This window comes from Pseudomonas sp. QC2, assembly GCF_002859085.1.
GTDB classification, from domain to species: domain Bacteria; phylum Pseudomonadota; class Gammaproteobacteria; order Pseudomonadales; family Pseudomonadaceae; genus Aquipseudomonas; species Aquipseudomonas petroselini.
In genome coordinates, this window is the sequence record NZ_PKKS01000025.1 from 92,139 (window position 1) to 108,794 (window position 16,656).

A 16,656-nucleotide genomic window follows, 5' to 3' on the forward strand; every position below is an offset into this window, starting at 1 on the left:
GATGAGCGGCGCGACCTGTTTATGTCTCCGCTCATCAGCAAATGCCTGTCATTTGCTGCAATTGCCTCGGGTACAGGAACAACCTGTGTATTGTCCGGTCGAAGGGCCGATACCCTGGAGGAAAGGTCGGAATGAAGATATCCGATGGTTTTGATGCTCGTCGCTTGCGCCCCAAGGGCCCGAGCAACTGGCGTCTGCGCTTGGTGGCCGGCATTGCCGCGCTGCTGGCGATTGTAGGTGTGCTGTTGGCCGGCGCTGGTGGCGCCGGTCTGTTCGGTCACTCGCCGGCCCTTGGCGAACTGAATGCCAGCCCAGGCGGCTCGGCAATCCTGGCAGTGATCGGACTATTGGTGCTGTGGTTGGGCGTATGGTTGTGGCGCCGTAGCCGTCGGAAGATGCGTCAGCCGTTGTCGCTGAACATCGCTTCACACCTGATGAAAAAGCACGACTGATGGCGCTTGGATAGCGTTTCCTGCGCCCTGGCCGCCGCGATTTAGGTAAACTGCCCGCCCTTCGCGGAGGCTGACATGCAAGACGACGATTTTTCCCTGTTCAAAAATGAGCTGCGCGGCGTCAAGCCGATCAAACACGACCGCGCCGACACGGGCAAACCCAAGGCTGACCGTGCGCAGATCGCCAAGCTGCGCCAGGCCGCGACCGTACGCACCGATGCCACCACGGTGGACGGCCTGTCGGACCAGTTCGTGATCGACGTCGGCCCCGAAGACGAGCTGATGTGGGCCCGCGACGGCGTACAGGAAAGCCAGATGCGCAAGCTCAAGGTCGGCCAGATCCCGTTCGAGGGCAGCCTCGACCTGCACGGCATGACCGTGGAGAAAGCCCGGGAAACCCTGTGGGCCTTCCTCGCCGAAGCGACCAAGTTCGAAATCCGCTGCGTACGTGTTACCCACGGCAAGGCGGTGCGGCTGGACGGCAAACGCCCCATGATCAAGAGCCACGTCAACACCTGGTTGCGCCAGCACACGCAGGTGCTCGGCTTTACCTCGTGCCAGGCCCGCCACGGCGGCGCGGGTGCGGTGTATGTGATGCTCAAGCGCACCATGATGGAAGGGCGCGACGAGTAACAAGTGCCATCGTCAGGCTTGCAGCGATGTGTCCGCCACCGTAACCTTGCGCTTTGCGAAAATCCCACAGGTAGTTTCATGTCCCTGGAACAGAATTACACCGCGATCCTCGGCCAACTCGGCGAGGACGTTTCCCGCGAGGGCCTGCTCGACACGCCAAAACGTGCCGCCAAGGCCATGCAGTACCTCTGCCGCGGCTATGAGCAGACACTGGAAGAAGTCACCAACGGTGCCTTGTTCAGCTCCGACAACAGCGAAATGGTGTTGGTCAAGGACATCGAGTTGTACTCGCTGTGCGAACACCACCTGCTGCCGTTTATCGGCAAGGCTCATGTCGCCTATATCCCGAGCGGCAAAGTGTTGGGCCTGTCGAAGGTCGCGCGGATTGTCGACATGTATGCGCGCCGCCTGCAGATCCAGGAAAACCTCAGCCGCCAGATCGCCGACGCGGTGATGCAAGTGACGGGTGCCCTGGGCGTGGCCGTGGTGATTGAAGCCAAGCATATGTGCATGATGATGCGCGGCGTGGAAAAACAGAATTCGTCGATGATCACCTCGGTGATGCTGGGTGAGTTCCGCGAAAACGCGGCCACCCGTAGCGAATTCCTCAGTCTGATCAAGTAACAGGCTGCGTAGGAAAAGACCGGCGTTCATCGCCGGTTTTTTTTCGCCTGCAGAATTAAGGTAAGCTGCGGCCCCTTCTGTCATGGGCAAGAGGTTTCAGCCATGTTCGTCAAAGCACTTCGAGTCGGCCTCGGCCACGTCATCATCGCGGGCGACTACCTGACCCGCCCGCGCAAAAAACAGCGCCCCGCCGAACAGCAGGCGCAGGTGAACGCAGCGGCCAAGGAATTGACCCTCTACCAGTTCCACGCCTGCCCGTTCTGCGTGAAGACCCGCCGCACCCTGCACCGCCTGAACGTACCGGTGGCCTTGAAGGATGCGAAGAATAATGAGCAAGACCGCCAGACCCTGCTGGAGCAAGGTGGCAAGATCAAGGTGCCATGCCTGCGCATTGAAGAAAATGGCCAGACCACCTGGATGTATGACTCCAAGGTGATCATCGACTACCTCGACAAACGTTTCGCGGCGGTCTGACAGACACTGGATAACCAATGTGGGAGGGGGCTTGCCCCCGATAGCAGAGTGTCAGTCACACATAAGTTGACTGATACACCGCCATCGGGGGCAAGCCCCCTCCCACAGTTACGGTATTTACAGGTCGAGATCCAATAATGCAGAGCCCAGGCACTTGCCATGGGCATCCAGCGCCAGCGAACGCGTGACGCCACCCCGCAAGATCCCCGGCAGCACGAAGTTCAGTGCCTGCACGTTAGGCAATTCATAACGCCGCACTGGTGCGGCGCCGGGCTCCAACTGGTCCGCAAAAAACTCAGCCACGCGCTCGGCGGTCAGCGTTTCGCACAGCAGCGAATAGTCCTCGGCACGGTACGCAATAATCGAGATGTTCGACGTATCGCCCTTATCCCCGGTCCGGGAATGGGCCAGCGTGTGCAGCTTCATGCTTCGATCCTCGGGTTGACCACGTTACGCGGCAGCAGCAACGATGCCACTGCCACCACCTGGCGTACGCTTTTGCTGGCGCCGCCGCCACCAGACGGGCCGTTGGTGTAGAGCGTTTCCACTTCATTGCCCACACGCACCGCTTCGCTGCGTGCTTCACAGCGGGCCGCCACGCGCAGGCGCACTTCCCAGGGCTCGACCGTGCTGCGCGGTCCGTGGAGCGCGTCCATGCCGATCAGTTCGGCACGCACGTCCTGCATCTTCACGCCCGTCAACTCAAGACGCTTGAGGACGACATCCCGCGCCAGCTGCGCTCGTGCGACAGCACCGGGGCCACCGTAGGACATCTGCCCTTCGCCGATCCAACCGTCCAGATAACCGACGCTGACCTTTAACTGCTCGGGTCGCGCACGGCCACCCGCACCCACGGCGCGAACGCGATCAGCGCTTTCCTCGAAAAATCCCACGTGGGAAAAATCAGCGGTCACGTCAGGCGTGAGGTACGCCGCCGGGTCGTGCACTTCGTAGATCAGTTGCTCCGTGCACGTGGCGCGGCTGACCCGGCCACCGGAGCCGGCGACCTTGGTGATCAGCGCTTCACCCTCGGCATCGATCTCGGCCAGGGGGAAGCCCAGGCGGGCCAGGTCCTCCACCGCCTTGCGACCAGGGTCGGCAAAATAGCCGCCACTGACTTGCCCGGCGCACTCGAGCAAATGCCCCACCAACGTACCGCGCCCCAGGCGCTGCCAATCATCCGCTGCCCAGCCGAACTCAAACATCTGCGGCGCCAGGAACAAGGAGGGGTCGGCCACACGCCCAGTGATCACCACATCCGCATCCGCGCGCAACGCCTCCAGAATGCCATCGACGCCCAAGTAGGCATTCGCAGAAATGATCCGCTCGCCCAGGGAACCGACAGTCTGGCCGTTATCCAGCAGAAACTCGGGCTGCAGCACCGCCAACACGTCGTCGCCGACCACGGCAACCACCTTGAGATCAAGGCCCAGCTCGCCGGCAATCCGCCGCACTTCAACAGCCGCCGACAGCGGGTTGGCCGCGCCCATATTGGTGATCACCCGCAGACGGCGACGCCCGGCGCTTATCCCTACGAAGGGCAGCACACGACGCATGCGTTCACTCAACAACGGGTCATAACCGCCAGCGGGGTCGGTGATCCGCGCCTGCTGCGCCAGGGCGATGGTGCGTTCGGCCAGGCACTCGAAGACCAGGTAATCCAGGTCGCCCTGCTCGGCCAGTTCCACGGCAGGTTCGATACGGTCGCCGGAGTAGCCGGCGCCGGAACCGATGCGCAAGGTTTTCATCTCAAATCACTCCCAGGAGCAACGCGGTCAGGGTCATCAACACCGACGCGGCAAACAGAAAAGGGATGGTAAAGCGCTGGTGATCGGCCAATTCGACCTTGCACAAGCCCACCAACAGAAAGGTCGCGGGGGTCAGCGGGCTGACCGGGAAGCCGGTGGTGTGTACGCCCAACAACGAGGCCTGGGCCACTTGCAGCGGGTCGACGCCGAGGGCCTTGCCGACTTCGGCGATCACCGGCATTACGCCGAAATAGTAGGAATCGGGGTCGAATAGCATGCTCAGAGGCATGGAAATAAAGCCCACCACGGCCGGGATCAGCTTGCCGTGGCCGGCGGGAATCTGTGCCACTGCCACTTCGGCAATCGCCTTTAGCATCCCGGTGCCTTGCATGATCCCGGTAAACACCCCGGCGGCGAGCAGGATACTGGCCATGGTCAGGGCGGTTTTTGCATGGGCGTCGATGCGGGCGCGTTGGGCATCCACGTTCGGGTAGTTGATGCACAGTGCCAGCACCGTGCCGAGCATGAACATCACCACCGGGTCGACCCAGCCGGCGATCATCACCACCATGACCAGCACAGTCAGGATCAGGTTGACCCAGAACAGCCGAGGGCGACGCAGCTTGATGTCATCGTCGCTGAGTACCCGTTGCGGCACCGCATCGACGGTTGAACCGGCGCCCAGGCCCAGGCGTTTTTCTTCGCGACGGCCGAGCCACCACGCACAGCCGAAGACGAAGACCAGGCCGACGATCTGCACTGGAATCAGCGGTTGGAACAGGTCGGCTACCGGCACATGCAGCGCCGCCGACGAGCGCAACACCGGACCGGTCCATGGCAGAAAGTTGACCCCGGCCGCCATCGCGCATACGCAGGCGAGGATACGTTTGTCGATGCCCAGCCGGGTATACAGCGGCAACATCGCCGGCACCGTCACCAGGAAGGTCACCGCACCGGAGCCATCCAGGTGCACCAGCAGCGCCAGGGTCGCGGTGCCGACGACAATCCGCGTAGGACGCGTGCCTACCGTACGCAGGATGCGGTCAATGATGGGGTCGAGCATGCCGGCATCGGTCATGATCCCGAAAAACAGGATCGCAAACACAAACATGCCCACCACGGGGGCGACGTTCTTGATACCGGTGATGATGAAGGCGCTGGTCTGCAGGCCGAACCCACCAAGCAGCGCGGCGATGATCGGTAAAGCGATCAGCGCCACCAGCGGTGAAAGGCGTTTGCTCATGACAGCAGCGAGCAGGCACAGGATGGTGATGACACCCAGGGTAGCGAGCATGGGTTACTCCAGAGCGGCCTTGGTGGCCGGTTATTGTTTTCCCTGGAGTATTGGAAGCGAGGTAGTCTTTGTAAATTGGAATATTCACCAGCTAGTGTTCGGAAAAACAAAATGAAGAACAGTATCCAACACATTCAAGCGTTTCTTGCGGTGGCTCGCACAGGCAGCTTCACCAAGGCGGCCAATGAACTGCATCTGTCGCCTTCCGCACTGACGGTGCAGGTCCAGCAACTGGAAGACTGGCTCGGCGTCGCCCTGCTCGACCGCAGCCCGCGCCATGTGAGCATCACCGCCGCCGGCCAGGAAGCCCGCGGGCCCATGGAAAAACTGCTGCTGGACCTGGACAACATCGTCACCGGCTCCCGCGATTTGGCCGCCCTGCGCCGGGGCGTGGTCACCATCGCCGCCCTGCCCTCGGTCTGCGCCGGCACCCTGCCGCCGGCGCTGCGCCTGTTTCGCGAGCGTTTTGCCGGGATCGAAGTGCGCCTGCATGACCTGGTGGCCCACCGGATTCATGCCCAGGTGCGTTCCGGCGAGGTGGATTTCGGCATCGGCGTGCGCGCACGGCTCAGCCATGGCCTGGAGTTCGTGCCGGTATTGAATGATCGCTTGTGTGCATTCGTGCCGGTGGATCATCCCCTCACTCGCCACCGTCAACTGAGCCTGGAACAGTTGGCGGACCAGCCGATCATCCTCACTGGCCGTGACAGCAGCGTACGGGAGCAAGTGCATGCGCTATTCGATGAGACACGCCTGACGATGAACGCCGGCATGGAAGCCAACTACATGTCGACGGTGCTGGCGTTGGTGCGCCAGGGATTGGGCATCAGTGTGCTGCCGGAATCGGCGGCGGACAGCCTGGAAGGGTTGAAGCGCATCAGCATCGATCACCCCGGCGTGAACCGGGAGATCGGGTTGATCAGCCGCAGCGGGATGGGGTTAAGCCCGGCGGCGCAACGCTGCTTTGACCTGTTGAAAGAACAACTCTCTGACACACCACTGAGCTGAATGTGGCAGCTGGCTTGCCTGCGATGCAGACGACACTGTCTGCCAGTTGCACTGCGGCGATACTATCGCAGGCAAGCCAGCTCCCACATTTTGACCGAGTGAATCAGTCCAGCATGGCCACATGCTTAGGATGACTGGCAACACGTTTCAACCACGCCTGCACACCCGGATAAGCGTCCAGCTCAAAACCACCCTCATGGGCCACATGGGTATAGGCATACAAGGCCACGTCCGCGATGGAGAACTGATCACCCACCAGGTACGGCGTCAGTTGCAGTTGGCGCTCCATGACCTTGAGCGCCTTGTAGCCACCCTTGTGCAGCTTCTTGTATTCCTCCAGGCGTTCCTCGGGCAGCCCCAGGTAGAACTGGATAAACCGCGCCACCGCAATGTAAGGCTCGTGGCTGTACTGCTCGAAGAACTGCCACTGCAACACCTGGGTACGCAGGCGCGGTTCGGTCGGCAGGAACTCGCTGCCATCGGCGAGGAAGTTGAGGATCGCATTGGACTCCCACAGGCAGGTGCCGTCTTCCAGTTCCAGTACCGGGATCTTGCCGTTGGGGTTCTTGGCCAGGAATTCGGCGGTCTGGGTGTCGCCCTTGAGGATATCGACATCGATCCATTGGTACGGGATGCCCAGCAGGCTGAGCATCAATTTGACCTTGTAGCAGTTGCCCGACTTGTAATCGCCATAAACTTTGTACATGGGGCTCCCCTTATGCCGCTTGCGCGTGCTGTGCTTGACGGACCACCGCGGCCAGGCGCTTGAGACCTTCGTCCAGGCGGGCCGGGTCGATATGGCTGAAATTGAGCCGCAGCGAACCCAGGTGTTGGTCCGGCTCGGAAAAGAACGGTTCACCGGGCATGAACGCGACGTTCTGTTCTAACGCTTGCGCCAACAAGGTGCGGGTGTCGAGCGGTTGTTTCAAGGTCAGCCAGAAGAATAATCCACCCTGGGGCACCTGCCAGTCGGCCAGGTCAGCGAAGTGATGCGCCAGCGCCACTTGGAATGCGTCACGGCGCTCGCGGTAAAAGCTGCGCAGTTCTACCAAGTGCTGTTGGTATTTTTCCGTGCCGACCCACTGCATCGCCTGCCATTGGCCGACGCGGTTGGTGTGCAGGTCCGCCGATTGCTTGAGCTTGAGCAAGTGCGGGAACAGATCCGGGCTGGCGATGAGGTAACCCACGCGCAAACCGGGCAACAACGTCTTGGACACAGTGCCGGTGTAGATCCAGCTGGCTTTTTTCAGGCGACCAACGATGGGCTTGGCACTGCCGCCGTCAAAGGTCAGTTCGCGGTAGGGCTCGTCTTCGATCAGCGTCACCCCAAACTCGTCGAGCAAGGCGGCGACCGCTGCGCGCTTGGCCTCGCTGTAGCGTACAGCCGACGGGTTCTGGAAGGTTGGAATCAGGTAGATAAACGCCGGGTGGTGACGTTCGAGGTTAGCGCGCAACGCGGCCAGGTCGGGACCGTCGGTTTCCAGTGGCACGGTGAGGCAGTCGGCACCGAAGAGTTGGAAGATCTGTAAAGCAGCCAGGTAGGTCGGGCCTTCCAGCAGGATCTGGGTGCCTTTGTCGATGTACAGTTTGGCGGCCAGGTCCAGGGTTTGCTGGGAGCCGCTGACCACCAGCACCTGGCTGGCCTGGCACGGTACGCCCAAGGCGCGAGCCTGCGCAGCGAGCAGTTCGCGCAAGTGGGGTTCGCCTTCGCTCATGCCGTATTGGCCGATAGTGAGCGGCATGTCATCCCAGTCCAGGGCGGGCAGCATGGCTTGCGCGGGTAGGCCACCGGCGAACGACATCACTTCCGGACGCTGGGCCGCCGCGAGGATTTCACGGATCAGGGAGCTTTTGAGGCGCGTAACACGTTCAGAGAAGGCCATTAGGGTCACCGGTAGCGAAGACTGTAGAAAATACGTCAAACTGGTTGACCGAAATTACGACGACTTCAGTGGATACGTCAATATGCTTGACCTTAAAAACCCGACCAGCCAGCAAACAGCCATGGAGGCGTTCTTCTTCGGCTACCAGGCCTTTACCGCCAAGGCCGACGAAATGCTTGAGCGCCGTGGCCTGAGCCGGGTGCACCAGCGCATCGTGTTTTTTATCGCACGCTACCCCGCCCTGAGCGTGAAGGAACTGCTCGAATTGCTCGGGGTGAGCAAACAGGCGCTGAACATGCCGTTGCGTCAATTGCAGGAAATGCACCTGGTGGACAGCGTTGCGTCCGAAACCGACAAGCGCAAACGCCTGCTGGAATTGACAGAGGAAGGTCGGCGTTTCGAGCAGTCATTACGCCGTGAACAGGTGAAGCTGTTACAGCGAGCGTTCAGTGAAGCGGGCGAAGACGCGGTGGCGGGATGGCTGGCGGTGAATCAGGCGTTAAGTGCGGCTAATTAGCCTTTCATCCCCTTTTACCCAGTCAATCGAAAACATTATTTGCTTTATTTGTATACAAAAGCATAATTCGCTTCGTGCGAGTTCCTGACCTATTGGTCAACAAACCCGCCAGTACCTCTCAGCGCCTACGCGCTGGCCATAACAATAAAATGCTTGAGGAGTACTCGCTGTGGATAGCCGCAAATCCGAAGCCTCACCCCTGGACCTCCAACCCACCCACACCGGCTGGCTGGAACGCCTGTTCAAACTGCGCTTGCATGGCACCACAGTGAAGACCGAGCTGATCGCCGGCCTCACCACCTTTATCACTATGGCGTACATCATCTTCGTCAACCCGAACATCATGGCCGACGCCGGCATCGATCATGGCGCGGCGTTCGTCGCCACCTGCATCGCCGCCGCGCTGGGTTGCCTGTTGATGGGCCTGTACGCCAACTGGCCAGTGGGTCTCGCACCAGGCATGGGGTTGAACGCGTTTTTCACCTACACCGTGGTCGGCACCATGGGTTACACCTGGGAAACCGCGCTGGGCGCGGTGTTTATCTCCGGCGTGTTGTTCATGGGCCTGACGCTCTCGCGGGTGCGTGAGTGGTTGCTCAACAGCATTCCGGTCAGCCTGCGCCATGCCATGGGCGCGGGCGTCGGTTTGTTCCTCGGGGTGATCGGTTTGAAAACCGCCGGGATCATCGTCGACAGCCCGGCCACGCTGATCAAGCTCGGCTCGCTGCATGAACCCGCGCCACTGCTCGCGGCCGTGTGTTTCCTGCTCATCGCCATTCTCAGCTACCACCGCGTGTTTGGCGCGATCCTGATCAGCATCATCGCCGTCACCCTGGCCGGATGGGGGCTGGGGCTGGTGCACTACAACGGCATGATCTCAACCCCACCGAGCCTGGCGCCGACCTGGATGGCCATGGACGTGAAAGGTGTGTTCAATGTCAGCATGATCAGCGTTGTATTTGCCTTTCTTTTTGTACACATGTTCGACACCGCAGGTACACTGATGGGCGTCGCGCAACGAGCCGGGCTGGTCAATGCCGATGGCAAGATCGATAACCTGTCCCGCGCGTTGAAGGCCGACAGTGCCTCCAGCGTGTTCGGTGCCATGGTCGGCGTGCCACCGGTGACCAGCTACGTGGAAAGTGCTGCCGGTGTCGCCGCCGGTGGCCGCACCGGGCTGACGGCTGTGACCGTGGGCGTTCTGTTTGTGGCGGCGATGTTCTTCGCGCCGCTGGCCGGCATGATTCCTGCGTACGCCACGGCCGGCGCGTTGATCTATGTCGCAATGCTGATGATGAGCGGCATGGCCCATATCAACTGGGACGACGCCACCGACAGCATCCCGGCGATTGTTACGGCGATCATGATGCCGCTGACCTTCTCGGTTGCCGACGGGATCGCCCTGGGTTTTATCACCTATGTGGCACTGAAGGCCGGTACCGGCAAGCATAGGGAAATTTCTGTCAGCCTGTGGGTGCTCTGCGCGATCTTCATTGCCAAGTTCGCGTTCCTGTAGGGACACCGGTTTGACCCCGCCTCACCCCGTCGGGTGGGGCTTTTGTATGAAGGGAGGAACGCAATGAGTCTGGAAACCTGGCTGCTGTTCAGCGGCGCTGCGCTGGTAGTGATCCTGATCCCGGGACCGTTGTCATTGCTGATGATCAGCAACAGTTTGAATTTCGGTCTGCGCCGTTCCTACCCGGCATTTCTCGGTGGCGTGTCTGCCTCGATCTGCCTGTTGAGCGCATCGGCATTAGGCCTGGGCGCCCTGCTGCTGGCGTCGGAACACCTGTTCAGCGCGTTGAAAATTGTCGGCGCGGTCTACCTGTTTTATCTCGCCTGGCAGAGTTGGCAGCAATCGCGCCAACCGGCCCAAGGTGCCGTGGTACCGCAGGCCGTCGCTACGCCGCGCTTTCGCACGCTGTTTGGCCGCGCCTTTATACTGGGCGCCAGCAACCCCAAGGACATCCTGTTTTTTGCCGCCTTCCTGCCGCAGTTCCTCAGTGCCCAGCAGGCGTTTGTGCCACAGCTGTTGATCATGATCGCCACGTGGACCGTACTCGACCTGCTGTGCAAGCTGGCCTACGGCCTCGGCGCCCATGGCGCAGCGCAGTACCTGCGCAGCGGCAAGGGGCAACGCTGGTTCAACCGCATCAGCGCAGGGTTGTTCAGTGGTGCGGGCGCGGCGTCACTGCTCAGTCGCTGATCGTTACCTAGTCCGTCACCTTAATCATGAACACCGTAAAGTAACCCGCGCTGCGGTTGTGCTGTATGCCCACCAGCATTTTGACTAGGCGTTTGTCCTTCATGGCTTGCTTGACGGGCTCGTACAGCCCCTTCTTGCTGGCAGGGCTATGGGTCAGGGTTCGTCGAAACCAGGTGTCGGACAACTGCAGCACATCCGTGGACTGGATATTCAGGCTGCTCGACTCCGTCCAGCGCGTCATCATGAAGTACACATTGCTGGATTTGGGATGGGTGCAGATAAAGTTGTACTGGTTGCCCATCTTGCGTTTCTCCACTGCCGTGACGGTAAAACCCTGGCGCTCAAGCACTTGCCTGACGGCCTTGCGCACGGTCAAGTTTTTGGTGTGCGTACTCGCGGTGCCTTTTGGGCCAGACAGTGCAGGAGGCAGTCGAAAAGGCACGATGAAGTCCACGCGGGCAAACCCCATCCCAGTGCTTTCAGTGGCGATGTTGATGCTCGCTCGCTTCTCCAGTCGCAGCGGCTTGAGCATCCTTAACAGGTCATCCGTCTGCCCCAGAACGCGGGGCACCGGCGGCAGCCAATCATCGAGGGTCGCGCGAATATTGAGCAGGCGCGTGGCGGTCATTGAGTTCCCCGTATCGGCCAGTTCTACCAGACGATGGGCTACGGCGTACTGACTCGAACGGGTCAAGCCAGGAAAAGCCGTAGCCACCGACTCGACCAAGGGCCCAACGAACAGCGGTTGACGCGGCGTCCACAAGCCGTCGGCCCCCAAGGTAAAAGGAATGGGCTGGGAAGCCAGGTCATCGCTGAGCCAGTGGACCAGTTCGTCATAAGACCCTTCTCCCATGCGTACGCTACGCCTCACGAAAACCAGATCGTCCGGTGCCTTCGCGCCTGCGGGGAGGATCTCGTAATATTTGTTGCCCAACAGCAGTGCGTCGTAAGGTCGGGGGCCAGGCATACGGTACAAGCGCTTGGACTCGGATATCGCCTGCGGTGGCTCGGCCGGTACTTCCTGCCCCCAGCCCTGCCAGGCATGATCCGCCAGCACGGCGCGGTCCCGATAACCGGTGCGGGGAGGAGCCTGCGGTGCCGACCAGCCGGTGTTCCCCTCCGTTGTATCCCAAGGCCTCCACCGCCCGGAGCTGGGACCGGGCGTCGGTTCCGGAGCGTCGGCCCCCAGTAGCCACTCGGAGGGTTCTTGAATACGTAGCACCAGTTCGTTCTCACCGCCGGCCCTGGTGTTTTTCATGCGCAGGTCGCGCTCCCCTGGGCGACGATAAACGGCGTAGCGCTCTGCACCGTCGACCACAAACTGTTCGCCGCCTTTCACATAACTGCCCTTGCTGTGGCCACGAAGGGCAATCGCACCGTCGACGGTGGTCGAGGTGCTATAGCCGTCAAGGCCCTTGAGCGAACGCGCGCCGGGCGACGAACGCAAATAAAAGTGGCCGCCATGTGCCATTCGCTGCTGGCGGTGCAACTGCTTGAGTGCCTGGCGCAGGGTCGCGGTGCTGAGGCCACGACTGCCCCGCGCCAGGATGCCGGGGCTTAAGGTCATGAGCGCTTCGACCACGGCCATGTGGACACTCGACACCAGGTCGAACACTGCATGTGGCGAGGCGCGTTGATACACCCGCCTGGCAGCCAGCAATACTTCGTACACCTTGACACCCAGGCCCGCCCCCGGCACGTAGGACAATAGCCCGCGCCGCCTGGCGTCGACCTGTTCACCCAAGCGCCATTCGCGATAGGCCTGCAACTCTTCACGGGAGTTAGACTCACTGCGCGCCTGGCGCTGGACACCGAGTACCCGAGCATGGGCCACCATGGCCAACAGGTGACAGCCGTTGCTGAGGGTAATCCCCAACCACTGACGCGGTGCTGCGGCCTGTTGCTCACTGATTTCGGCTTCGATCTCCGTCAAGGCTTTGGCCGGCTGTACGCGCCAGGTCATGAACCATCGCCGCACAGCCTTTGCGATGCCCGGCCAACCGTTGCTTGCAAACCCGTGGATGACCCTCAACCAGCTCAATGGTTCGGCAACACGGTGCAGGACTTCCGGGTAACTGCCGAGGGCCTGAGCCTCCCAACCCGGCGCGATTTTGCGGGCAATGTCCAGACAGATGTCCGGTTCAGCCGCAAGGTCGATCAGTGCCTGACGAGCTCGCGCCAGGTTCAGATGCTCGGTTAACGCCGGGTGCCCTGTTGCCTCGGGCCAATACACCAAGCACCGGCCATCGACTTGATCGAGGATCACCACAATGCCGGCCACATGTCGCGGCTGGGGTAACGTCAACGCCTCCAGCCGAACGCAACACAACTGAACCCGATGACCGTTACGTTCCAGGTCAGACACCGAGCGGGCGCTCAGCGCAACGTCAAACAGGCTTTGCGCATGGGCACTCAACCCCGCGTTGACGGCACTGAACAGCTCCCATCGCGCCGCCAACCGAAACGCCCGTAACAGGACAGCCCGCAGGCCAGTCGAACCCTCGCCATCACCATAAAACGCCTGACTGATCTGGTGGTCGTACTGCCCGCCCAGGTCCAGGGCCGAAATCGTTTCAAGCAAATAGTCAGGGGTCAGGCGAGTCTTCCAGGAGGGTTCCAAGTAACGCGCATGGCGCAATCTCTGTCGTGTCCAGGGCGCCTCGGCATCCAGGTTGCTCAGGGCCAGTTGTAACAGGCTGAACTGGCTGCGTTGCTGGCTGACCACCGTCTTGATCCCCGAACCGCCCGCCGGGCGTTGTGGGTGGCCTTCCCAGTGGGTGCTGACATCATCGGGCAACTCCAGCATCGGTTGGTCGATGTTCACCTCGGGATAAAAACCATCGGCGGTCAACTGCGCGATCAGCGCTTGGCGAGCAAACGTCGCCAGCGCCGGCAACTGGTGCAACAGGCCGCGCTCGAGGGCCTGGCGCGCACTCAGTGCCTGGGTTTGCAGCCGTCCATATTGCCTGCGTTGGGCCACTGCGGCCTGGGCCATCCAGGCGGGCAAACGCTTGACCTGCGCCGCCGCCAGGCGCAAGACCTCGACATTGGCCAACGCCTGGTCCCGCGTGTCGTTGGGTGGGATCTGCAAGCTGCTGGCCGCTTCATCGGCCAACAGCATTTTGGCCAAGGCGGTGTCACTGACTTCGCCAAAAACTTGCTCGCCTTTTTCCACGCTCACCCGCAGTTGATTGAAGCCTTCGAGCTGCTCACGAATCGCCAGCATCAGCGCGTGCCCTTCAATCACCGACCAGGTCACCGTCAACGGCTGGTCGGTCGCCAAAGCGTTGACTTCAGCCATGGCCCGTGCGCGCTTCGGACGGTGAACGCTGCGCCACAGGGGTGAGCCGTCCGCGTCTTTAAGACTGGCGTCCAGCGCGGCAGACAGTTGCTCCAGTGAATTGAACCCTTGAAGCCCACCGTGGATACCCGGCAAATAAAACAGCACCGGCTCTTGGCGAACCGGCCGAGCCACAGCCTCGGCAGTGGTGATGACCCATGCTCCGAGCAAGCGATGGCCGCTGCCGATCGAGACACCCAGCCACCGCGTTGTACTGCGTGCATCGGCGGTGGCTGGTTTTTTTTCCAGGGCTTCAAGCCCGACCTTCAGATGGCGGGGCCCGATCAACTTCAACTGGTGTTGCAGGCGCACCTCGGCATCCAAAGCCGTATGGCATGCCTTCAGCAGTTGCGAAGCCCGTGAACGCTGGCCTGCGGGGCTATATTTCCAGTATTCGAGGTCTGCCAGGCGCGAGTCAGAGACCAGCGTTTGCGCAGCGGCAAAGGCCTCCTGCCACTGCCGGTGCAGCGCTTGGAAGTCGCTATGCGCGGAGGTCTCATGGTTCAGGTCCGTGGGGTCCAACAGCCCCGACAGCGCTTTCTCATAGCGCAGCAGCTTGGCTTCGCGGGTTTTGATCGCCAGGTCCGAATCCAGGCTGGCAAAATCGATGTGCTGCAACCGACGCAGCCGGTCCCACTCCAGCATTTGCTCCAACGCAGCGTGAAGGTCCGGTCGTGGCTGGATCCACTGCTTGCGCTCCTGCTCAACCCGCTGCAAGCGCTGGATAATACTCCCCTCGCTGCCGCGTGCCGCGTCGCGAGGAAACACCAGGACCAAGTTGATCTGCCGGACACAATCGCGCTCATTTTCCCATTGGACGCGCACCACGCTATCGGCGCTGTGGTGCAGTGCGTTATCCGTCAGCGGTTGCGGGGGCTGGACGGTGAGAGGAACGGCATCCTGTGAGACAACGTCCGGTAATTCGTGTCGACGACTCAGGGGCAAACGTGGCCACACGGCCTCCAAATGCCGATTGATCAACCTCGGCAGTTGCTCTTGCAAGCTGATCAAGGAGCCAAATTCGTGAAACACCTGGGCCAACCCCGGCAGAACAATCACCTGCCGCTGATGGCGGCGCCCCTCGTCCTGATAGATATGCAAGGCGCCGCCCAACAGCACGCGGACCGCTCCCTTGGCCGGCCAAAATAGCGGTGAAACCTGCAAGCCGCCCCAAAACCCACCCGCCTGCTGCCGCGCCGCCAAGGTGGGCGCGTCGAGGATGCCCTGGACCATCTCCACGCCATGATCCGACAGCTCCAACACGCCGTGAGCCAGCAACGCCTGGTCGGCTAACCACTCGCTGTAGACCTCACGCCAACGTGCCTGGCGTGACAGCCAGGAGTCGCCCGCCAATCCCGTCCAGTAATCCGCCTGGGCCTCATCAAGCTGCGCGTGGTCCCACTCTCCAAGAGCATCCAACAAGGCCGCCTGGGACGTGTCATCCAGCGTACACGGGGCCACGCCATCATCATCGGGCTCCGACGCCAGCAACCTCAGGCTCGCCTCGATCAAGTCCGGCAGTGAGCATACCTGGCCCTCCTGCATCGGCACTTTGCCCGGCAGGGCTTCAAGGTTCACGCCGAAGGCCTTTTGTAATGCCACGCGCGTAATCCGGCGAATGCGTGGGGCACGGCTCAGTAAGGTGTTCAGGCGTTTGGTCGATGCCCGGGCTCGCAGGCTGGCGGCGTGCAGCTCGTTGATCGTGCGGCTGGGCGAAGCGCTGGAATTGATTCGGCGGGTCAAGCCGTCCTTGATAGGGTCATCGTCGACACGTCCTGCCTGAGAGTCGGGTACCTCGCTCATCTTCGCCTCCGTTGCTCTGAAAAACACGAGGCTACGCAGATCGACGACTGCTCCCGATGTACATAAATAACCTTGGCCTAATAAAAATATCGCGGGCGCTCTCCCTGTTCGTATGCCAGGGAAACCTTAGAAAGCGCCCGTGCCGGATCGCCCTCCTTGAACAACACTCGAAAAAAAGCCCGCAGTGTGGGCGGGCCAAAACCAACGAAGTCAGTGGTGTACGTTAGTCAGCTACCGCGGTAAGTCGAATAGCTGTAGGGCGAAATCAGCAGCGGGACGTGATAGTGGTCCTGCTCGGCGCTGATGCCAAACCGCAGGACCACCACATCAAGAAACGCAGGCTCCGGCAATTGCACGCCTCGAGCGCGGTAGTAGTCGCCCGCACTGAACTGCAGCTGATAGACACCGCTGCGGTAGTCATCACCTTGCAGCAGGGGGGCATCGCAGCGGCCGTCGCTGTTGGTCTGTGCGGTGGCAACCAGTTCCAGCTGCGCGCCTTCGACGCGATACAGCTCGACCTTGATTGCGCTGCCGGGGCAGCCGTGTGCGGCGTCCAAAACGTGTGTGGTCAAACGTCCCATGGCGTCTGTGCGCCTCCCGTGGTCAGTAATAGAGGAAACCGCACTCTTTCAGGGCATCAAAAAAGCCGGCGATGAACGATTAAGACACTTTTC

The 16,656-nt window shown here is 61.3% G+C and carries 15 protein-coding genes; 8 read left to right on the plus strand and 7 right to left on the minus strand.

Going from position 1 to position 16,656, the window contains the following annotated elements:
• Positions 1-131 precede the first annotated feature (131 nt).
• From QCBJ_RS27020 to QCBJ_RS27035, 4 genes are all read left to right on the plus strand, one after another.
• Positions 132-452: a hypothetical protein gene (locus tag QCBJ_RS27020; protein WP_015885109.1), complete on the plus strand. Its 321-nt coding sequence runs from the start codon at positions 132-134 to the stop codon at positions 450-452.
• A 75-nt stretch (positions 453-527) separates the two neighbouring features.
• Positions 528-1,085, plus strand: coding sequence for a Smr/MutS family protein (locus QCBJ_RS27025; RefSeq protein ID WP_015885110.1), 558 nt, complete (start codon positions 528-530; stop codon positions 1,083-1,085).
• Positions 1,086-1,163: 78 nt separating this feature from the next.
• Complete coding sequence (gene folE, locus QCBJ_RS27030; protein WP_003442011.1) at positions 1,164-1,709, plus strand: GTP cyclohydrolase I FolE; 546 nt, start codon at positions 1,164-1,166, stop codon at positions 1,707-1,709.
• A gap of 102 nt (positions 1,710-1,811) precedes the next feature.
• Positions 1,812-2,183 (plus strand): glutathione S-transferase N-terminal domain-containing protein, encoded by a 372-nt coding sequence (locus tag QCBJ_RS27035; RefSeq protein WP_015885111.1) that lies wholly within the window; start codon positions 1,812-1,814, stop codon positions 2,181-2,183.
• A gap of 117 nt (positions 2,184-2,300) precedes the next feature.
• On the opposite strand, the gene QCBJ_RS27040 is transcribed toward QCBJ_RS27035, so the two are convergent.
• The 3 genes from QCBJ_RS27040 to QCBJ_RS27050 are packed head-to-tail and all read right to left on the minus strand — an operon-like array spanning position 2,301 to position 5,225.
• The gene (locus QCBJ_RS27040; RefSeq protein ID WP_102061953.1) at positions 2,301-2,609 is read right to left on the minus strand and encodes a hypothetical protein; all 309 of its coding nucleotides are present in this window, start codon (positions 2,607-2,609) and stop codon (positions 2,301-2,303) included.
• Entirely contained in the window at positions 2,606-3,931 is a 1,326-nt protein-coding gene (locus QCBJ_RS27045) for an acyclic terpene utilization AtuA family protein (protein ID WP_102061954.1), read from the minus strand. Before QCBJ_RS27045 ends, QCBJ_RS27040 begins: the two co-directional genes overlap by 4 nt.
• Position 3,932: 1 nt before the next feature.
• Positions 3,933-5,225, minus strand: coding sequence for a CitMHS family transporter (locus QCBJ_RS27050; protein WP_015885114.1), 1,293 nt, complete (start codon positions 5,223-5,225; stop codon positions 3,933-3,935).
• 111 nt (positions 5,226-5,336) lie between these two features.
• Here QCBJ_RS27050 and QCBJ_RS27055 point away from each other — a divergent pair, with 111 nt between their 5' ends.
• Positions 5,337-6,233: a LysR family transcriptional regulator gene (locus tag QCBJ_RS27055; protein ID WP_102061955.1), complete on the plus strand. Its 897-nt coding sequence runs from the start codon at positions 5,337-5,339 to the stop codon at positions 6,231-6,233.
• A gap of 103 nt (positions 6,234-6,336) precedes the next feature.
• Here QCBJ_RS27055 and QCBJ_RS27060 read toward each other — a convergent pair whose 3' ends face one another.
• Both QCBJ_RS27060 and QCBJ_RS27065 read right to left on the minus strand, forming a co-directional pair.
• On the minus strand, positions 6,337-6,939 hold the full coding sequence (locus QCBJ_RS27060) for a glutathione S-transferase family protein (protein ID WP_015885116.1): 603 nt from the start codon (positions 6,937-6,939) through the stop codon (positions 6,337-6,339).
• Positions 6,940-6,949: 10 nt separating this feature from the next.
• The gene (locus tag QCBJ_RS27065) at positions 6,950-8,116 is read right to left on the minus strand and encodes a PLP-dependent aminotransferase family protein (RefSeq protein WP_046036062.1); all 1,167 of its coding nucleotides are present in this window, start codon (positions 8,114-8,116) and stop codon (positions 6,950-6,952) included.
• Between the two features lie 82 nt (positions 8,117-8,198).
• On the opposite strand from QCBJ_RS27065, the gene QCBJ_RS27070 reads away from it, so the two are divergent.
• The 3 genes from QCBJ_RS27070 (at position 8,199) to QCBJ_RS27080 (ending at position 10,839) form a co-directional block, all read left to right on the plus strand.
• The gene (locus QCBJ_RS27070) at positions 8,199-8,633 is read left to right on the plus strand and encodes a MarR family winged helix-turn-helix transcriptional regulator (protein WP_015885118.1); all 435 of its coding nucleotides are present in this window, start codon (positions 8,199-8,201) and stop codon (positions 8,631-8,633) included.
• 169 nt (positions 8,634-8,802) lie between these two features.
• Positions 8,803-10,149 (plus strand): NCS2 family permease, encoded by a 1,347-nt coding sequence (locus QCBJ_RS27075; protein WP_015885119.1) that lies wholly within the window; start codon positions 8,803-8,805, stop codon positions 10,147-10,149.
• A 63-nt stretch (positions 10,150-10,212) separates the two neighbouring features.
• Positions 10,213-10,839 carry a LysE family translocator gene (locus QCBJ_RS27080; RefSeq protein WP_046036061.1) on the plus strand — a complete coding sequence of 209 codons (627 nt, stop codon included), beginning with the start codon at positions 10,213-10,215 and terminating at the stop codon, positions 10,837-10,839.
• A gap of 7 nt (positions 10,840-10,846) precedes the next feature.
• Here QCBJ_RS27080 and QCBJ_RS27085 read toward each other — a convergent pair whose 3' ends face one another.
• Both QCBJ_RS27085 and uraH read right to left on the minus strand, forming a co-directional pair.
• Positions 10,847-15,982, minus strand: coding sequence for a dermonecrotic toxin domain-containing protein (locus tag QCBJ_RS27085; RefSeq protein WP_256581570.1), 5,136 nt, complete (start codon positions 15,980-15,982; stop codon positions 10,847-10,849).
• Between the two features lie 227 nt (positions 15,983-16,209).
• On the minus strand, positions 16,210-16,563 hold the full coding sequence (gene uraH / locus QCBJ_RS27090) for a hydroxyisourate hydrolase (RefSeq protein ID WP_015885122.1): 354 nt from the start codon (positions 16,561-16,563) through the stop codon (positions 16,210-16,212).
• Between the last annotated feature and the right edge of the window lie 93 nt (positions 16,564-16,656).

Excerpts from the sequence above, each read along its gene's own strand:
- QCBJ_RS27065 (WP_046036062.1), bottom strand. The coding sequence starts at position 8,116 with ATGGCCTTCTCTGAACGTGTTACGCGCCTCAAAAGCTCCCTGATCCGT.
- QCBJ_RS27020 (WP_015885109.1), top strand. The coding sequence starts at position 132 with ATGAAGATATCCGATGGTTTTGATGCTCGTCGCTTGCGCCCCAAGGGC.
- QCBJ_RS27060 (WP_015885116.1), bottom strand. The coding sequence starts at position 6,939 with ATGTACAAAGTTTATGGCGATTACAAGTCGGGCAACTGCTACAAGGTC.
- uraH (WP_015885122.1), bottom strand. The coding sequence starts at position 16,563 with ATGGGACGTTTGACCACACACGTTTTGGACGCCGCACACGGCTGCCCC.
- QCBJ_RS27035 (WP_015885111.1), top strand. The coding sequence starts at position 1,812 with ATGTTCGTCAAAGCACTTCGAGTCGGCCTCGGCCACGTCATCATCGCG.
- QCBJ_RS27045 (WP_102061954.1), bottom strand. The coding sequence starts at position 3,931 with ATGAAAACCTTGCGCATCGGTTCCGGCGCCGGCTACTCCGGCGACCGT.
- QCBJ_RS27085 (WP_256581570.1), bottom strand. The coding sequence starts at position 15,982 with ATGAGCGAGGTACCCGACTCTCAGGCAGGACGTGTCGACGATGACCCT.
- QCBJ_RS27040 (WP_102061953.1), bottom strand. The coding sequence starts at position 2,609 with ATGAAGCTGCACACGCTGGCCCATTCCCGGACCGGGGATAAGGGCGAT.
- QCBJ_RS27050 (WP_015885114.1), bottom strand. The coding sequence starts at position 5,225 with ATGCTCGCTACCCTGGGTGTCATCACCATCCTGTGCCTGCTCGCTGCT.
- QCBJ_RS27070 (WP_015885118.1), top strand. The coding sequence starts at position 8,199 with ATGCTTGACCTTAAAAACCCGACCAGCCAGCAAACAGCCATGGAGGCG.
- folE (WP_003442011.1), top strand. The coding sequence starts at position 1,164 with ATGTCCCTGGAACAGAATTACACCGCGATCCTCGGCCAACTCGGCGAG.
- QCBJ_RS27080 (WP_046036061.1), top strand. The coding sequence starts at position 10,213 with ATGAGTCTGGAAACCTGGCTGCTGTTCAGCGGCGCTGCGCTGGTAGTG.
- QCBJ_RS27025 (WP_015885110.1), top strand. The coding sequence starts at position 528 with ATGCAAGACGACGATTTTTCCCTGTTCAAAAATGAGCTGCGCGGCGTC.
- QCBJ_RS27055 (WP_102061955.1), top strand. The coding sequence starts at position 5,337 with ATGAAGAACAGTATCCAACACATTCAAGCGTTTCTTGCGGTGGCTCGC.